Origin of the sequence: Gilliamella sp. wkB195, assembly GCF_001690445.1 — a bacterium.
Classification (GTDB): Bacteria; Pseudomonadota; Gammaproteobacteria; order Enterobacterales; family Orbaceae; genus Gilliamella; species Gilliamella apicola_E.
Window position 1 is genome coordinate 1 of record NZ_LZGP01000005.1, and the last position, 17052, is coordinate 17052.

Consider the following 17052-nt stretch of genomic DNA (forward strand, 5'->3'; position numbering starts at 1 on the left):
ATTTATTTAATATTTTTTTATTTATTGTTTTAGCTATCCCGCTAAAATTATGTAAAAAGTATAGTGACTGAAAAAACACGGTGCAATACTTTTTTTACTTTAGATCGTTAACTTTCGTAAAGATTTTTATGAAAAACCATGATCAGAAAATGACTACCTATTGTTTTAATTGTAAATATAGCATTTACAAAACTTTAGTAATTATAATTATTGATCCTGAAAAATTTTATCTTAGCATTTAGAATTAATGATGTTGATCATTAAATAATTTTTAAGTGAAATTTAAAACCCCAAAAACCCCGCTCCTCAACTTTTTTTGCGATAAAATACCTAAAAAATAAACCCGCCTAGGCGGGTAATTCAAACGTCGCTAAGCCACAAAATCGCTTTTTTTATGGCTAAACGACGTTGACTCGTAGCTTACTTTTAATCACCTAATACTATTTTTTATCACTCCCACCCCCGCCCTAAGGATTATGGATTATGGATTAAGGACGAAGAAATAAGAACTAAGGATAAGCACAAAGCCCCGGGTGGGGATAAGGATAGGAGTACCCATTCACATGACCGGAGTTTGTTTGCACGACAAAATTGGTATCCTGGGCATTACCATAGACATAGGGGTCACTAGTCCAGTGCCAATGGCTGATGAAGCCAACGCGATAGTAAGACATAACGCCCCACTCCGAGAAAAAGCCAGAACCTATATGACGCATAAACTCATTTCCTGGTGAGGAAGGGGTGGCACTAGGTACGACTACACCAGGATAAGTATGAACAGCGTTGGTTAAATCCTTTACGCGAGGCATTCGATAACCAATACTATTACACCAAGATAAAGTATTAGGATAAGTATCAGCCTTATCACCACGGTGAACAAACCACTGCTTCAAAGTAAAACCATATTTAACGACAGGATTACCTTGACGGTCACGACCAACCAACTCGAAGGTCTGAGGCAAAGATGGAGTGGGAACACGACCAGGATTGTCTGAATTATGCTGGGATGTGGTAGCATAAGGACCAGTTAAAGTAACACGAACGCGTGTAGCAGTAGGATTAGACATTGTGACTGTGATACCACCCTGAGAAACAGGAGACGAAGACCAAGACAATGGCTGAAGACTACCTCTAATATTTAATTCAAAGTACAGTCCATTAGCGCCAGTTGTAGGAAAGTTTAAACCGTAATGTGATGGGTCAGTTGACTGAGGGATAAAACCACCTCTAGGGTTCCACATCGAAGAAGGACCATCTATACCACTATTCGAAGCAGGTCTTACAAAACAAAGCACCGGCGTAGTCTTAGGAATTACGTGATAATACGCATTACGAGCACTGAAATCAATACGATTAGGAACACCATAACGTGTGGATAATGTACCGTTAGTACTGGATAATATAATAACATAAGGAGAATTACAAGCCATTAACACGGAATTACGTGATATAGCTTGATTAAATCTATCTAAGATAGATAAACTTAACGAACCAGTAGCATTAATGTCATTATCACCATCATCATCCCCCCAATAATTATAAGGTGGACCGATAAGTGTACTTAAATCGACTGAATTAGCACTATTAGGAACCAACATACCAATATCAGCAAAACTCTGCCCCTCAACGGGCAAGACGATAGGTCTTGAATCAGATGAAGTATTCGTAGAAGGCGTATAATGTGTACCATCAGATAGTGTAATCCCAAGCAGACCGTTAGCATCAACAACACGAGTACGACCGCCGTCGAAAGTCAAATACGGCGCACTACCCTGTATCGCATTCCTAGTTGTCTGTGAAGTCAATGCGTGACCCGAAAAAGGAAGGAAAAAGACCACGAAAAAAACAATCTGCCGGGATAATTTAGAAAAAGATCGAAAACAGGATCCGAAAAAGGATCGCGAAAAGGATCTGAAAATGGATCCGGAAAACGATCGAAAAGAGGATCGCGGAAGCGATCGCGCGAAAATTCGCAGAATTTCACTTGACTGCGCAGAAAAATAAACGTCAGTAAAAAATTTAAGATGGGAGCTGAACTTAGACGAATTTAAATTATAGGTTGGCCAAGTTGCCTGTTGCCTGTTGCCTGTTGAAAATTATAGAACATGTACGACAATCCTGTCAAGTAGTTTTTTGATTTATTTGAAATTTTACACTTCTAAGCTACGTTTTAGCCTCGTAACTAAACCGCGTAAAAAGTATAGTGATTGGAAAAACACGTTGCAACACTTTTTTCGCTCATTTGCGTTAACTTTAGTAAATAAGATCTAAATAGGATCAAAATGATATTTGGTTAATTGCTGTTTTAATTGAAGATGTTGCAATTACAAATCTTTAAAAATGTGATTATTGATCCTGAAAATTTTATCTTTGAGTTTAAAATCAATGACGTTGATCATTAAATAATTTTGAAATGGAATTTAGAAGATCAAAAATCCCACTCCTCAACTTTTTTATTAAAAAGATTATCCGTTTTCAACGCTTTTAAGCTGTCTTTAGATATTATTTATTGGGATTAAGAATATTGTGTAGAAGGCGTTCACTGGGTTTAATGATTGTCCAATATTGTTGAGATTTTCTAAAAGTCTGACTAATTTTTCTGAATCTCACCTTGATTAGTAAAAATTGGTGTTAAATTTGGTGTGTTGAGTTTGGAATTAACCCTTTTATTGTTTTGTGCTGATAAATTATTAAATTTGCAGTCAATACAATATTGTGACGGTATAGACTCCTCAATTATTTTTACATTGATGATGTTAATCTCATTTTTTCGACTCTCGTTAATTATTATTAAATAATCAGTTAGCTAAGTTTGGGTTAGTTGTTTAGAAACTATAGACTATTTTATGATGATTTGGTTGGGTTAAAATCTCAAAAATAATACTTTAACCATTTCATTTGTTTAAATATTTTTTAATTTAAAGTGCTTGATCTTATCATTCAAATGATTAGAATCCTCTGCAATTTATTCAAGATTAAAGTTAACTATTTATGACAAATTGTAATTTTGCAGTCCTAAACAATAATGAATGTAAAGTAGTTTGATCCTCCTTTTTGGGGGATTTTTTTTGTCCAATTAATTTTAAAAGTAACTCAATTGTAGAGGCCCATTATGACCGATAGTAAAACCCTGTTAACAACGAGTCGAGATCAAAGTTTAAAAGCATATTTGATGAATAAAATTAAGCAAAATGGTGGTTGGGTTAATTCACATATGCACGCAGACCGTGCTTTTACCATTACGGTTGATAGTTTTGATGTCTATCAAAAACAGACGTTGATTGAGAAATGGGATACGCTGGATAAAGTAAAAGCCGCTATGAGTGAAGATGATTATTATCGCCATTTTAGCATGGCTGTTGAGCGGATGATTGAGCAAGGTGTGTCAGCAATGGGGTCGTTTGTTGATATTGATCCGATTGCTGAGGAACGGGCGATTCGAGGTGCTCTGCGTGCGCGTGAGACGTATAAAAAAGATATTACCATTAAATTAGTGAACCAAACGCTTAAAGGGGTTATTGATAAAGAGGCGCGTTATTGGTTTGATAAAGGGGCTGATTTAGTGGATATTATCGGTGGCTTGCCTCGTCGTGATGAGCGTGATCATGGTGAAGGTATGGGGCTTGTCCATTTAGATGTGTTGATGCAAACAGGTAAATCATTAGGCAAAATGGTACATGTGCATGTTGATCAATTTAATTCATCAGATGAGATCGAGACTGAGCAACTTACCGATAAAACTATTGAGCATGGTATGCATGGTAAGGTGGTCGCTATTCATAGTATTTCGATTACTGCGCATAGTTTGGAATATCGCCAAAAACTTTATCAAAAAATGAAAGAGGCAAAGATGATGGTGATTGCTTGTCCATTTGCTTGGATTGATAGCCCTCGTCGTGAAGAACATGGCCCTACTCGTAATTCTTTAACGCCTGTGGATGAACTGGCTGCTGCGGGTATTCCTGTTGCTATCGGTACGGATAATGTGAGTGATTATATGTTACCTTTTTCAACCGGTAATATGTGGGAAGAGCTTAAATTACTCGTGACGGGTTGTCGTTATACTGATTTAGATAATGTGGTGAATGTTGCAACCAAAAATGGGCGAATGGTTTTAGGGCTTGAATAATTGCCTAGAAATCTGATTTTAAATTTTTATAAAATCTCACTTTTTGTGGGATTTTTTTGTTTATAGACGATAGTTTTCATTTCTCTTTATTTTTTTATTTTTAGCTTACTTACGTATCGTCTTTTCACTATTTAATCTGCTTTGATTAAAGTTGTAGAAATTTGAAGATAGATTATGCGTATAATTGTTTTAATTCATGGGTCTATTGATAAAATGGGATCATCTTGATGAAAGAAGTTAAGATTGGTTGGCGGATTGATTTTTAACCCTTAAATAATATTTTATTTAAGGGTTAATCGCAATTTAAATGCGAGTTTTGCTTACACGTTTATTCGTTCTTGGATTGAGTTTTACCCGTTTTGGAATGCGTTTTTCTGAGGTTGATTTGCTGGTAAAGCTTTTCAGTTCCTCTGGTAAGCCTACTAATTGTCGTAAGTAATTAACCGAGTCTATGCCTAGTTCCATCCATGTACCCCTAGATAAACCTTTCGGTAAGGTGATATTACCATAACGAATTCGGAGTAATCGGCTAACTTGAACACCTACGGCTTCCCACATGCGACGGACTTCTCGGTTGCGACCTTCAGTAATAACCACATTGAACCACTGATTTAAGCCATCCCCACCTTGTGGTTTGATAGAGTTAAATGCAGCTGGACCATCTTCAAGCTGTACACCTTTGCGAAGTTGATTCAGTTGTTGGTCGGTAATATTGCCGAATACTCGTACCGCATATTCCCGTTCGATTTCATGCCTTGGGTGCATAAGGTGGTTGGCTAGTTCGCCATCGGTGGTGAAGAGTAATAATCCAGAGGTATTAATATCAAGCCGACCAATATTGATCCAGCGTGCGTTTTTTATTCGTGGTAATCGTTCAAATACGTTTGCACGACCTTGCGGATCATGGCGAGAGCAGATCTCCCCTTCTGGTTTATAGTAAGCTAGTACGCGACAGACTTCTTTTTCTTTGCTTCTTAACTGGACTAAGTGGCCGTTGATACGGATTTTAGGGTTGGCATTGACGTCAACGCGATCACCTAGCGTTGCTATTTTACCGTCAACGCTAATTTTGCCAGCTACGATCATGGCTTCAATCTCACGACGAGAACCATTGCCTAAATTGGCTAATACTTTTTGTAATTTTTCAGAATTCAATTTTTTCATTTTGCCTCGCTACCTTCACAGGTATCTTTATCTAAAGTTGGTTTATTTTACCTTGGGTAAAAAACGAATATCGACATAATAACGTTTTGGGTTTGCTTCATCAATATAGACGGTTATTGTCTCTTGATTAATGAAAGGTTTTGGATCAAACCAAATGTTTTCACTTTTAAAAAGATGAATCTCATCGGGTGCTGTTCTGTCTTGCCACTGACTATAAATGATGTAAGGAGAGCGACCTCGGACAGTTAATGCAGTATTTTTTTCAATCGAATTTATCTTGGCTTCAATTTGTCGGCCACTTGCTAACAATGCTCGTTTTAGTTTATTTTTTTTGGATTTAAAATAAAAATAACCACCACTTGTTAAAAATAGTAGGCTTGCGAGTATGCCTAAAATTATTTCTCCAAGCCACATTGAGAAAGTATCGTTAATTTTAGCATGATCAGCGTTTTGCGGATCATAGATAATATCAACCACATCACCTTTCTGATAAGCTGAAGGATTACTACCAACATTTGATTTAACCTTTCTGACTTGTTCCTGAGTATCAACAAATTGAAAGATAGGATAATAAGATACGGATCGATTGCCATTAGAATCTTTTGAATACGACTCTTCAAAGTCAATAACGGTGCCGGTAGTACTTAGTGAAGAGTTAATAAAATTGATCTGTTTTATCGATAGATAGAGTACCAATGACATTAATCCAATACTTATAATTAAAATAAGTGCCATTATTTTCTTCATTTCTTTCCCTATATAATGTTTAATTTTTTTTATTTAAAAGGTGAAGTATCACCACTTCCTTCCCGAATAATATCAGGATAATCGTGAGTTAGATCAATAACTGTGGTTGGTTGTTCGCTGATATAGCCACCATGAACGATGGCATCAAGTTGATGACCGATTTTATCTTCTATCTCTTCAGGATCAGACTGGGCTTCATTTTCGTTAGGTAAAATTAGCGTGGTGGTCATTAAAGGTTGTCCAAGTAATTCGAGAAGCGCTAAATCTATTTTATTATCGGGAATGCGAAGTCCTATGGTTTTGCGTTTTTCGTTCATTAAGCGTCGTGGCACTTCTTTACTTGCAGGTAAGATGAAGACGTATTTTCCTGGTGTATTGTTTTTTAGCAACCGAAAAGTGGTGTTATCAACGAACGCATAAGATGAGAGTTCGGATAGATCACGACACATTAAGGTGAAGTTATGGTGTTTATCAAGGTTGCGAATTTGGCAAATGCGATCTACACCATACTTGTTATCAAGCAAACAACCTAGCGAATAACCGGAATCAGTCGGAAATGCTATCACACCGCCGTCATTTAATATTTTGACAACTTGATCTAATAATCTTGTTTGTGGATTATCTGGGTGAATATAAAATGTTTGGCTCATAATATTCTTCTTTGTTGATTGCTGGTTAAAAAATGTGAGGAACGGGGTTTTTCATCACGGTTTAATTATACCCAATCATGCCATATAGGTGTTACGCTACCCGGCAATGGTGTTGTTTTACCTAAATCAAGATAATTAACCAAATCATGAAAATCAGAGCCTTGCGAAGCCAATAACTCAAATTCATTTGCCAGTTTGGCTAGTTTTTGTAAATCATCTTGTGTTTGTCGGCTTTGTGAAACTTCAATCGCATCACCGCCGAATGTTTTAAATTCACTAATTAATAATTTTAATTTAGTTAGGGTCAAATCATAACGAGATGGGTGTGCTAATACAGCTTGTCCACCAGCAGAATGAATGGCATTAATCGCATCAGCAATACCGCAACAATTGGCCGGAACATAAGCATAACCACCTTTGCCTAGGTATTTTTTAAATGCCCGTTTCATATCTTTGACATAACCATTAGCCACTAAAAAGCGAGCAAAATGGGCTCGAGAAACGATATCGCCTTTCGAATATTGTTGGGCTTGTTGATAAGCGTCGTGAATATTGACTTTAGCCAATTTTTCACTAATGCTTATTGCTCTATCAATTCGACCTTTTTCTTGGGCTAATAACAATTCAAGCAACTGCGAATTTTCAATATCGACATTCAATCCAACAATATGAATTTCACTATTTTTCCATATCGTCGATATCTCTACACCGTAAATCAATTTTACTGGTAAGTTTTCACGCGCGATAGTCTCTTTTGCTTCAGGCAAACCTTTGATCGTATCGTGATCGGTGATAGCTAGCATGTTGATTTGATTATCTGCAGCTCTTTTAACCAGTTCAGTTGGCGTTAAGATGCCATCTGATGCAGTTGTGTGCGAATGTAAGTCAACAATCACTTTTTTCTCGAAAATTATTTTTAAACGTGTAATATACCACACAATTTGCACGACCACTAAAAGGTATATTATGAAAGATCAAATTCAGCTTGCTCAGCAAGACACTCTTGCTATTATTCAGGAACTTTTAGAAGACGGTAGTGATCCACATGCTATGTATATTATTGAGCACCATATCTCATCACAAAACTTCGATCAGCTCGAAAAAGTGGCGGTAGAAGCTTATAAATTAGGCTATGAAGCAACCGATCCTGATGAGGATGTTGATGATGAAGGCAATGTTGTTATTGGTTTTGATATTATCGCTGAAAGTCCGTTAAATGCTGAGTCAATTAACAATCAAATTGCTCAGGTGATTACATTGGCAAACCAATTCGGGGTTAATTATGACGGTTGGGGAACCTACTTCGAGGATGGCAGTGATGATGATGCTGAAGATGTGGAAACTTTGCACTAATTAATCCCCTTCTTAATCACCCTTCAACTTTTTGGGATTTATTCTTATCCGCTAAAATAGCGGATAAGAATTATATTTTACATTTTTAAGCCTACAGCCCTACTGGTTCTTTTCTGATTTGGAGAGACACTACGAACCAATACATGTTCAACATTGTTAATGGCAACGGGTCCTTTATAACGCTGCCAACTTTCGCCTTGATTAGTTGAATATTCAATGGCTAATCCCGGATAGACGATATTAGCAATGAGTTTACCATTTTCAATTTTCGCCCCCGGTGTTGGTAAGCGATAAACAATTTTGGCTAAATCAAGTTTGGATAATTCGCGTTGTCCCACTAAATTAGCAAATAATGTCCAATCTTTAAGTAATTGGTTTTGATCGACATAATGCGTCGTTCCTTTCGAAAATTCACGATCTTTTTGGTAAGCAATTTCCCAATCAGCTTGATGCCATGCTCGTTCCGCAACAGCGATTAACCTTGGATATATCATATATTCCATCTGATTATCAGTCCGAACAATTTCGCTCCATAGTTGTGCGGATAAGCCGTAACTGCCAGACCAATCTAACGTGCCTTTAGCATTGAATGGGTTTCCATCACGATCAACGGATGTTTCAGCATTTTGGGGTAAGTTATTTGGCGCGAAGCTAAATATTTTACGTTCATCATTAAAACGAGTAGCCCAATAATAACCGGGTTCTAACGTATTAACTTCGTAAGGAAAATCAAGATAAACATAATCAGGATTCGATATCACTATTTGATAACCTTTGTTGGTCCATTCACTCGCTGAGTCAAAACCACCCCAGTAAAGTGTGTCCCAAAAGTTAACAGTGACTTTATCGACAGCAAAGTCTTTGGCACTTTCGGCATATTTTACGCCGTCTTGCCAGGCTTGCATGTGATTAATGCCATGGTTTTTAACTATTTTACTGACTTCAATAGCAAAATAACTCGGTAGATGTTTTATATCTTTGATGGTGCCTTGTTTAACCAATGTTTGGCAGGCTTGGGATTTTGCCCACGGTAGATCTTCAATGCTTTGATCGATTAAGCCTTTACCCGCCTCTTTTGCGTGGATATCTTGATATCCCGGACCAAGACGAATATTTTTGGCTTCATCACCGCCAAAGTGCCAAACAGTCAGTGGTTGTCCTGCTTGGTTATGCATCTTGGCAATTTCAGTGATCACTTTATCGACAAAGCGTTTAGATGAATCTAAGCAAGGATTTAGGTAACTTTTTCGATCGTAAAATTGTACCGTTGTGGTATTTGAATCATCACTTGGATCAACTAAACGAAACTCATTAGCTTCTGCTTGTTTACCTTCTTGCATTAGGCGTTGATAACGTGCTTCCATAGACACAATTGCCGCTCTGGCATGTGCTGGCATATCAATTTCAGGGATCACCTCAATAAAGCGATCTTTAGCATATTTGACAATTTCAATGTAATCATCACGACTAAAATAGCCACTACCTAAATTATCACTATCAGGCCCTGATCCTAATTGCGGTAATAGGCATTTGTTTTCGCTCAGATCATGACAACGCTTGCTACCGACCTCGGTCAATTCCGGAAGACCTGGGATCTCAATTCGCCACCCTTCATCATCACTAAGGTGAAAATGGAATTTGTTTAATTTATAACTCGCCATTTGATCGAGTAATCTTAACACCGCTTGCTTTGTTTTAAAGTTACGTCCGGTGTCTAACATAATGCCCCGATAGTCAAAGCGTGGGTAATCTTTGACTTTTAGCATAGCAATGGTTGGGTTTTCGTTAACGGGAATCAACGATAAGATCGATTCTACACCATAAAAAATCCCCCGTTCATCAAAGGCAGTTATAGTCGCTTGCTTATCGCCAATATTCAGTTGATAAGCACCTGATACGCCATTTTTAAATTTGGCCGCATCAATATTTGCTACAATCTTATAACCTTTATCCGTTAATGGGATATTTAAATTGTTAAATTGTTGATTGAGTACGGCTAAGCTGGCGTCATTAAGTCCTTTTAATTGAAGATGAATGCCATTTTTACCAAGCTGTATATCTTTTTCAGCAAGGGTAAGTTTCACCGGCGTTGGAATAATTTGTCCGCGCATGGCCTTTTTATCAAGTGGCTTAATATCGGCATTACGTTCAAATCGATTAACCGTCGTCATTAGAATATTATGATCATCGGGCGTGCGCTTCCTCTGTTCACCAGTTAGGGAAACAAAATCATCCAATTCCGTATTACTGATCACTTTTGGTGTGGCGTCGGTGGATGTTACATACCAGCGAGGGATAACATCCGATTCGCTTAACTGCCAATACTCACCGATAATAGGAATATCTATGCTGGCTTTAGCCGGAAATCCGGTAAATTTTTCAGTTGGCTCTATTTTATGAAGATCACCGGTAAGATGAGTGATTTTGAATTGATCATTGTCAACCGCCAATATCATTCTGATACTACTAAAATAGATTGCCCAATCTTTGTCGTTGATAGCTTCGCCATCATTGTTTAACGAGATTGTGGCTTTGAAACAAGAAGCCCAATCAGCACCTAAAATTGCACAATCAACACCATGTTCACCAGCTTGATTATCAACAATAGTATATTTGACACTAAGCTTTGAACTTATTTCATCAACAATTTTCTGAGAGGCGTAAGCCGAAGAAGCTACTCCAAAACTTAGCAGAGAAACGATTGAAGTAAACAATATTTTAGATTTTTTCATAATATTTCCCTATTTTTGCTTTGCTTGAAACACAGTGAAAGGTATTGTGACAATAAACTTGATATCTCGTTCATCTTGGAAAATGTTGCCATATCCACCACCCCAACTGTTGATATGATTTTCATGGTTATTATATTTGGTGTAATGTAATTGGAAAGAGGTGTCTTTAGCCCAAGTGTCTTGAATAGTGTAGCCTAAATCAAAATTGTAAGCTGATTCAACTAAGCGATTCTTTTGATTTTTTGCTATTGAATTTGGTTTTGCATCCCAACCAAAAGCATAAGATGCCCCCGTTCTCCAGCCGGTTAGATACGTTGATAGATTCCCTAAATCGTAAGTCACTTCAGCAAATAGGGCTTTTTCACCATTAGCATTAAAGTCCGATCGTGAGTTCCACCAAACATCTAGTCGTCCATTAGATGAAGCATAATCAGGCGTCATACGTTGTAAAAAGAAGCCTTGTTTACCTTCAGCCTTAATTGCTACCCCTTCAAGGCGTAGACCAACTGGTCCAACTTGGTAAGCTAATGTTGCCGCTTGTAACCATGCTAAGCCGTCATAGACCTTATCCCCTTTATGAGACTGGTCTTTGGCACCATAAAATTGATAACTCATGGTTAACGGATTATCAAGCATGTCTGTTTTATAAGATGCTTTACCAAAATATTGATTCATGTAATTTTTGGCTTGACCAAAGGCGGTTTCTAACACTAAATCATTTTTAAAGTCATATTTCAAACCGGCTGAGTGTAGATAATCAATCTTCTTCCCTTTTCCCCATTGTTTAAATTCATAAAGGCGTTTGTACCATGGCGCTTTATATTTATCTGTCCACATATAAGACATCGATAAGGCACCAGCTTGATCAAAATCGAGCGTTGTGCCTAATTCAAAACCTCGATAAGTACCCGGTAATAAACTCCAGTGAGGGGCTAATAGTGTTTGACCAGATGGCTGAATAAAACCGGCTTTTAGCCAAAACCGTTCATCTTGTTTAAAATTGACTTGTGCTTTATAAAAACTCACACCACTGACATCTTTTTTCCAATCCTCATCCCAGCGGGTGCGGGCGCCACTAAAACCAATTTCATTAGGATGACCATTGCCACCGTTACTGACTTCCCATGCACCATATCCGCCCAGTTCAATACCAAGGTGATCAGCAATATAGCCTGATCTAAAATCTAAATTTGTGTTGAATGATGAGTGCCTGAGGTTTTTTTCATATTTATGTTCTTCAATATTTTTTCTTTCTCGATCACGATTCCAAAAAAATACGTTACCGGTTAATGATGCATCATCAATAAATTCACTAGCATATTGAGCTTGTGCGGGGCATATGCTACTTAAAATGGTTATCGATAAAAAAAGTTTAGTAAAATGATTAAAACGATAGGGTAAACCAAGTGCATTATCCAGACTCATAATTTCATTCCCATATTTATATAACTGACCGCTAAATTGCTTTAATCGGATGCTATAAGCCAAACTAAATTCGTTATTACTTTGAATTGCTTTCTAAACTACGAAACATATTTAGGTCGAGATTGGACAAATATGCATTTTTATAATGCATAAACATATTTTAGTTCGCAAATTAATTAATCTAAATTCGTGATCTAAATCACCAAAATGATGAAAATTCGGCTTATTTTTGTGGGATTTTCGGCTCTTTTTTTACGTGATAAATTAATTAAGCTCTATTTTTTTGATGATTTTTAAGTCATGAAATTAAGGGCAGAATTAGTAATGAAATGAATAAGTTTAATGGGGTGAGTAATAGGTAAAAAAAAGAGAAATGTATAACATCTCTCTTAGGAATTGATAGCGCAATTAGTTTTCAGTATCTAGCTCTTCAAAACTTTTTACTAATTCATCAATGGCTTTCATCTGTTTTAAGAATGGTTCAAGTTTTGCTAACGGTAATGCTGATGGACCATCACATTTTGCATGACTTGGATCAGGATGTGATTCTAAGAATAATCCGGCAATACCTACCGCCATCCCTGAACGAGCTAATTCAGTAACTTGACCACGACGACCACCTGACGCTGCTCCCATTGGGTCACGACATTGTAGCGCATGAGTTACATCAAAAATCACTGGCGAACCCTTGCTAACTTTTTTCATTACGTTAAAGCCAAGCATATCAACAACAAGGTTGTCATAACCAAAGCAGCTACCACGATCACAAAGGATAACTTGGTCATTACCCGCTTCTTCAAATTTTTCGACAATATTGCCCATTTGTCCTGGGCTAACAAATTGTGGTTTTTTGACATTGATTACCGCACCAGTTTTCGCCATTGCAACAACTAGGTCTGTTTGTCTTGCCAAAAAAGCGGGTAATTGAATAACATCAACGACATCTGCAACGGGTTGGCACTGCTCTTCGGTATGAACGTCAGTGATAATTTTTATACCAAATTGCTGTTTTAATTCTTGGAAGATTTTCATCCCCTCTTCTAACCCTGGTCCTCGATAAGAGTGAACTGATGAGCGATTAGCTTTATCAAAAGAGGCTTTGAAAATATAAGGAATATTCAGTTTATCGGTTACTGTGACATAGTGTTCACAAATTTTCATGGCTAAATCGCGTGATTCAAGCACATTCATACCACCAAATAATACAAACGGTAAATCATTAGCTACCGTGATATTACCTACTTTTACTTTTTTTTGTTTAATCATAAACTCATTCCTAGTTAAGGTTTAAACCAACGACCAAGTGTGACTCTGTCATTGCCACTGTAATCGGTGAAGGTTTCGACTAATTGAAATCCGTGTTGTTTAAAAATAGTTTGCACCGCTAAGCCCTGTTTCCAACCATGCTCGATTAGCAGCCAACCATATTGATTTAAATGTTTAGTTGCGCCTTGTACAATGACTTTAATATCGGCAAGTCCATCATCTTCAGAAACTAATGCACTGCGAGGCTCATAACGAACGTCGCCTTGCGATAGATGAACATCGGTTGGATCAATATAAGGGGGATTACTGGTAATCATAGAAAATTTACGATTTTTTATCGGCTTATACCAATCACCCAGTAAAAAGTAAACATTATTAACATCGATTTGCTTGGCATTTTTTTGAGCTAATATTAACGCATCTTTGTTTTTTTCGATTGCGGTAAATAAGCAATCAGGACGTTCAGTTGCCATGGCGATTGCTATCGCTCCGGTTCCAGTCCCTAAATCCAGAACTTCACAAGGAACTTTTGGTAAATATTCTAAACCAAGTTCGACAAGCTTTTCAGTATCGGGGCGCGGGATTAATGTCGAATTAGAGACATTAAATTTTAATGACCAAAATTCTTTTTCACCTGTTATGTAGGCAATTGGCTCACCTTCTTGACGTCTTTTTAAATAAGCATCTAACGCAATGACTTCATCGTCAGTTAATGATGTTTCACTAAAAGCCATTAAAAAGGTGCGTGTTCTATGAGTTACAAAACTCAATAAAATTTCTGCATCACGTTTTGGGCTTTCGCTTTCAGTTAAGGTTTGCGACGCAAATTTAAGCCATTCTAAATAGGTCATTCATCCTGTTCCGATAACGCTGCAAGCTGATCTGCTTGGTACTCTTGTACTATTGGTTCAATTAGCATATCTAATTTACCTTCCATCACTTCATCTAAGCGATAAATGGTAAGATTTATACGGTGGTCAGTAACCCGTCCTTGAGGATAGTTATATGTTCGAATACGGTCTGAACGATCACCCGAGCCTAATAAGTTACGTCTGGTTGATGCTTCTTCTTGTTGACGTTTGCGCGCTTCGGCATCTTGTATACGTGCAACTAATACAGACATCGCTTTCGCTTTGTTTTTATGTTGTGAACGTTCATCCTGACATTCAACCACAATCCCAGTTGGAATATGGGTAATACGGATTGCTGAATCAGTGGTATTAACATGCTGACCACCTGCACCGGATGAACGGTAGGTGTCAATTTTTAAATCCGCTGGATTGATTTCTGGCATTTCTGCTTCAGGAATCTCTGGTAAAACAGCAACAGTACAAGCAGATGTGTGAATACGACCTTGTGACTCAGTTTCAGGTACGCGTTGAACACGATGTCCACCTGATTCAAATTTTAAGTGGCCATAAACACCATCACCACTGACTAACATGATCACTTCTTTATAACCGCCATATTCACCATCATTTGCACTCATGATTTCAACACGCCAGTTGCGAGATTCGGCGTATCTTGTGTACATTCTGGCTAAATCACCAGCAAAGATTGCAGCTTCATCACCGCCTGTGCCCGCTCTAACTTCAACAAAACAGTTGTAGTCATCATTCGGATCTTTCGGTAACAGGAGTACTTGTAATTGTTTTTCTTGCTGTTCAACTTGAGCCATGGCTTCATTTAACTCTTCTTGAGCCATTTCACTCATTTCAGGATCAGATAGCATCATCTTGGCAGTTTCGATATCTTCTTGAGTTTGCTGCCAATTAGCAAAGCACTTAACCACATCGGTTAATTGTGCATATTCTTTTGAAAGGGTTCGAAATCGGTTTTGATCGGCAATAACCGTTGCATCAGATAGTAATGCTTGAACCTCTTCATAACGCTCTTGTAGCGTTTCCAATTTACTGATAATTGAAGGTTTCATAACTCTATATATTTGATAATGATTAATTGAATTTGCCCGGCATTATATACTTAATTGCCTTTAAAATACAGTTTCTACTTACTTATGGCTAAGCTAAACAATATTGTTAATTGCACTGTATTGGTGAGGATATGATTATTAGATTGAATAAAAAATGTTACACGTGTCACAGATTTCAATTTTGGTCATTTTAAATTTACTTAACTCCATATAACATCATTTGTAAACGATGTCATCACGAATCAATAACACTTTTATTAAAATTGAACCACCATTTTGCTTTAAATTTTGTTATCGCATACATAAAACTGTTGTTAAATATTATAACTATTCAAGGAGTTAATTTTATGAAGAAGATGTTTATGTGTAGTCTGATTGGGTTAAGTTCAATGGCAAATGCGGCTATTCAATGGGATACTCCGCAAGGACAATTAAAGTTATATGGAGACGTCGAATTTAATGTGGATGCCGCTAGTAGCAAACAGCAACTTAGTTCTTTGAGGGAGACTGCTGATAAAAAAAATAAACCTTCTGACAAAGATCGTTGGGATATCAATGGTCGTATATTGATTGGTTTAGATGGCTATCGTGAAATTAACAACAAAAACTTTGCTGGATTCGTGGTGCAACCCTTAGCAGATTTAGGTGGTGATGTGAATCTGGATGATGCGGCATTTTATTTTGGTCAGAAAAACGAGTGGAATATTAAAATAGGTCGTTATGAAGCTTATGATATGTTCCCGCTTGGACAAGATACCTTTATTGAATATTCAGGTAATACTGCCAATGATTTATATGAAGACGGCTTTGGCTATATCTATATGTTGAAAGAGGGTCGTGGTCGTAGTAATAATGGTGGCGGTATTCAGTTAAATACACCGCTATTTGATAATGTCAATTTTGAGTTAAATGCATTGGTCAATAATGGCGAGAAAATGTTTAATAAATCGGCTTATCATGGTTATGAAATTGATAAGAAGAAAAACGTGGTCTATTTACGTCCAGTTTTATCTTGGAAAAATGAAAGCATTTCAACCGCAATTGCTGCCGAAACCAATGTGGTAAAAAATGCTTACGGTTATCATGATGATAACGGTAAATTCCGCGATCAATCACAAAGAACAGGTTATGGCGCGACTTTTTCATGGAACAATCAAGGCGATTGGGATGCAGCAGGATTCAGATTTAATGCCAGCTTTGCTTATATGAATGCTAAAGATGAAAAAGATATGACCATTGGCACAAATATTGTTTGGGAAAAAATCGGCTTAGGTTACTTATTTGCTAACAATGATATCAAGAAATTTAATCCATATAACCGTGTTAAAGATGGCCATATAAATAGCAAAGGTAAATATAAAATTCATACTGTTAATGCCTCATATCTAATTGATGATGTGTTAGATATGGATAACTTTAATATCTATTTAGGTGCTTATTGGTCATTACTTGATAGAAGTAAATCTCATGGCGATAACACCGATGATCGTTATGGTGCTCGTGTAAGATTTAAATACTTCTTTTAATTAGTTGAAGTAAATTCTCGATTAAGCCAGTTTAATGCTTATTTTTAAAACTGGCTTTTTTATTGCTTTTGGCTAGTTGGTGAAATGATCAACCAATTAATAATGATATTAAAATCAATTTTTTCTT

Annotated in this window: 13 protein-coding genes; 3 read left to right on the top strand and 10 right to left on the bottom strand. The window is 37.1% G+C overall.

Features of this window, described 5'->3' with window-relative positions; genetic code table 11:
- Positions 1–509: 509 nt before the first annotated feature.
- Entirely contained in the window at positions 510–1805 is a 1296-nt protein-coding gene (locus A9G08_RS01045; RefSeq protein ID WP_141673896.1) for a hypothetical protein, read from the bottom strand.
- A 1307-nt stretch (positions 1806–3112) separates the two neighbouring features.
- On the opposite strand from A9G08_RS01045, the gene A9G08_RS01050 reads away from it, so the two are divergent.
- Complete coding sequence (locus A9G08_RS01050; protein ID WP_065561912.1) at positions 3113–4129, top strand: amidohydrolase family protein; 1017 nt, start codon at positions 3113–3115, stop codon at positions 4127–4129.
- Positions 4130–4432: 303 nt separating this feature from the next.
- Here the strand turns inward: A9G08_RS01050 and rluB are convergent, their stop codons facing one another.
- From rluB to rnm, 4 genes are all read right to left on the bottom strand, one after another.
- Positions 4433–5293, bottom strand: a complete 861-nt coding sequence (gene rluB, locus A9G08_RS01055) for a 23S rRNA pseudouridine(2605) synthase RluB (RefSeq protein WP_065561913.1) — start codon at positions 5291–5293, stop codon at positions 4433–4435.
- Between the two features lie 42 nt (positions 5294–5335).
- The gene (locus A9G08_RS01060) at positions 5336–6040 is read right to left on the bottom strand and encodes a DUF3592 domain-containing protein (RefSeq protein ID WP_081299434.1); all 705 of its coding nucleotides are present in this window, start codon (positions 6038–6040) and stop codon (positions 5336–5338) included.
- 29 nt (positions 6041–6069) lie between these two features.
- Positions 6070–6690, bottom strand: coding sequence for an L-threonylcarbamoyladenylate synthase (locus A9G08_RS01065; protein WP_065561914.1), 621 nt, complete (start codon positions 6688–6690; stop codon positions 6070–6072).
- A gap of 65 nt (positions 6691–6755) precedes the next feature.
- Complete coding sequence (rnm, locus tag A9G08_RS01070) at positions 6756–7628, bottom strand: RNase RNM (protein WP_218058368.1); 873 nt, start codon at positions 7626–7628, stop codon at positions 6756–6758.
- A gap of 28 nt (positions 7629–7656) precedes the next feature.
- Here rnm and rraB point away from each other — a divergent pair, with 28 nt between their 5' ends.
- Positions 7657–8043 (top strand): ribonuclease E inhibitor RraB, encoded by a 387-nt coding sequence (gene rraB / locus A9G08_RS01075; protein WP_065561915.1) that lies wholly within the window; start codon positions 7657–7659, stop codon positions 8041–8043.
- A gap of 77 nt (positions 8044–8120) precedes the next feature.
- Here the strand turns inward: rraB and A9G08_RS01080 are convergent, their stop codons facing one another.
- From A9G08_RS01080 to prfA, 5 genes are all read right to left on the bottom strand, one after another.
- The gene (locus tag A9G08_RS01080; RefSeq protein ID WP_065561916.1) at positions 8121–10775 is read right to left on the bottom strand and encodes a beta-N-acetylhexosaminidase; all 2655 of its coding nucleotides are present in this window, start codon (positions 10773–10775) and stop codon (positions 8121–8123) included.
- 9 nt (positions 10776–10784) lie between these two features.
- Positions 10785–12200 (bottom strand): OprD family outer membrane porin, encoded by a 1416-nt coding sequence (locus tag A9G08_RS01085; RefSeq protein ID WP_081299435.1) that lies wholly within the window; start codon positions 12198–12200, stop codon positions 10785–10787.
- A 408-nt stretch (positions 12201–12608) separates the two neighbouring features.
- The gene (gene kdsA / locus A9G08_RS01090; RefSeq protein WP_065561962.1) at positions 12609–13463 is read right to left on the bottom strand and encodes a 3-deoxy-8-phosphooctulonate synthase; all 855 of its coding nucleotides are present in this window, start codon (positions 13461–13463) and stop codon (positions 12609–12611) included.
- Positions 13464–13480: 17 nt separating this feature from the next.
- On the bottom strand, positions 13481–14317 hold the full coding sequence (gene prmC, locus A9G08_RS01095; RefSeq protein WP_065561917.1) for a peptide chain release factor N(5)-glutamine methyltransferase: 837 nt from the start codon (positions 14315–14317) through the stop codon (positions 13481–13483).
- Positions 14314–15399, bottom strand: coding sequence for a peptide chain release factor 1 (prfA, locus tag A9G08_RS01100; protein WP_065561918.1), 1086 nt, complete (start codon positions 15397–15399; stop codon positions 14314–14316). Before prfA ends, prmC begins: the two co-directional genes overlap by 4 nt.
- A gap of 347 nt (positions 15400–15746) precedes the next feature.
- Between prfA and A9G08_RS01105 the strand changes: the two genes are divergently transcribed.
- A complete protein-coding gene (locus A9G08_RS01105; RefSeq protein WP_065561919.1) occupies positions 15747–16925 on the top strand; it encodes a carbohydrate porin in 1179 nt (392 codons plus the stop codon).
- The last annotated feature ends 127 nt before the right edge of the window (positions 16926–17052 follow it).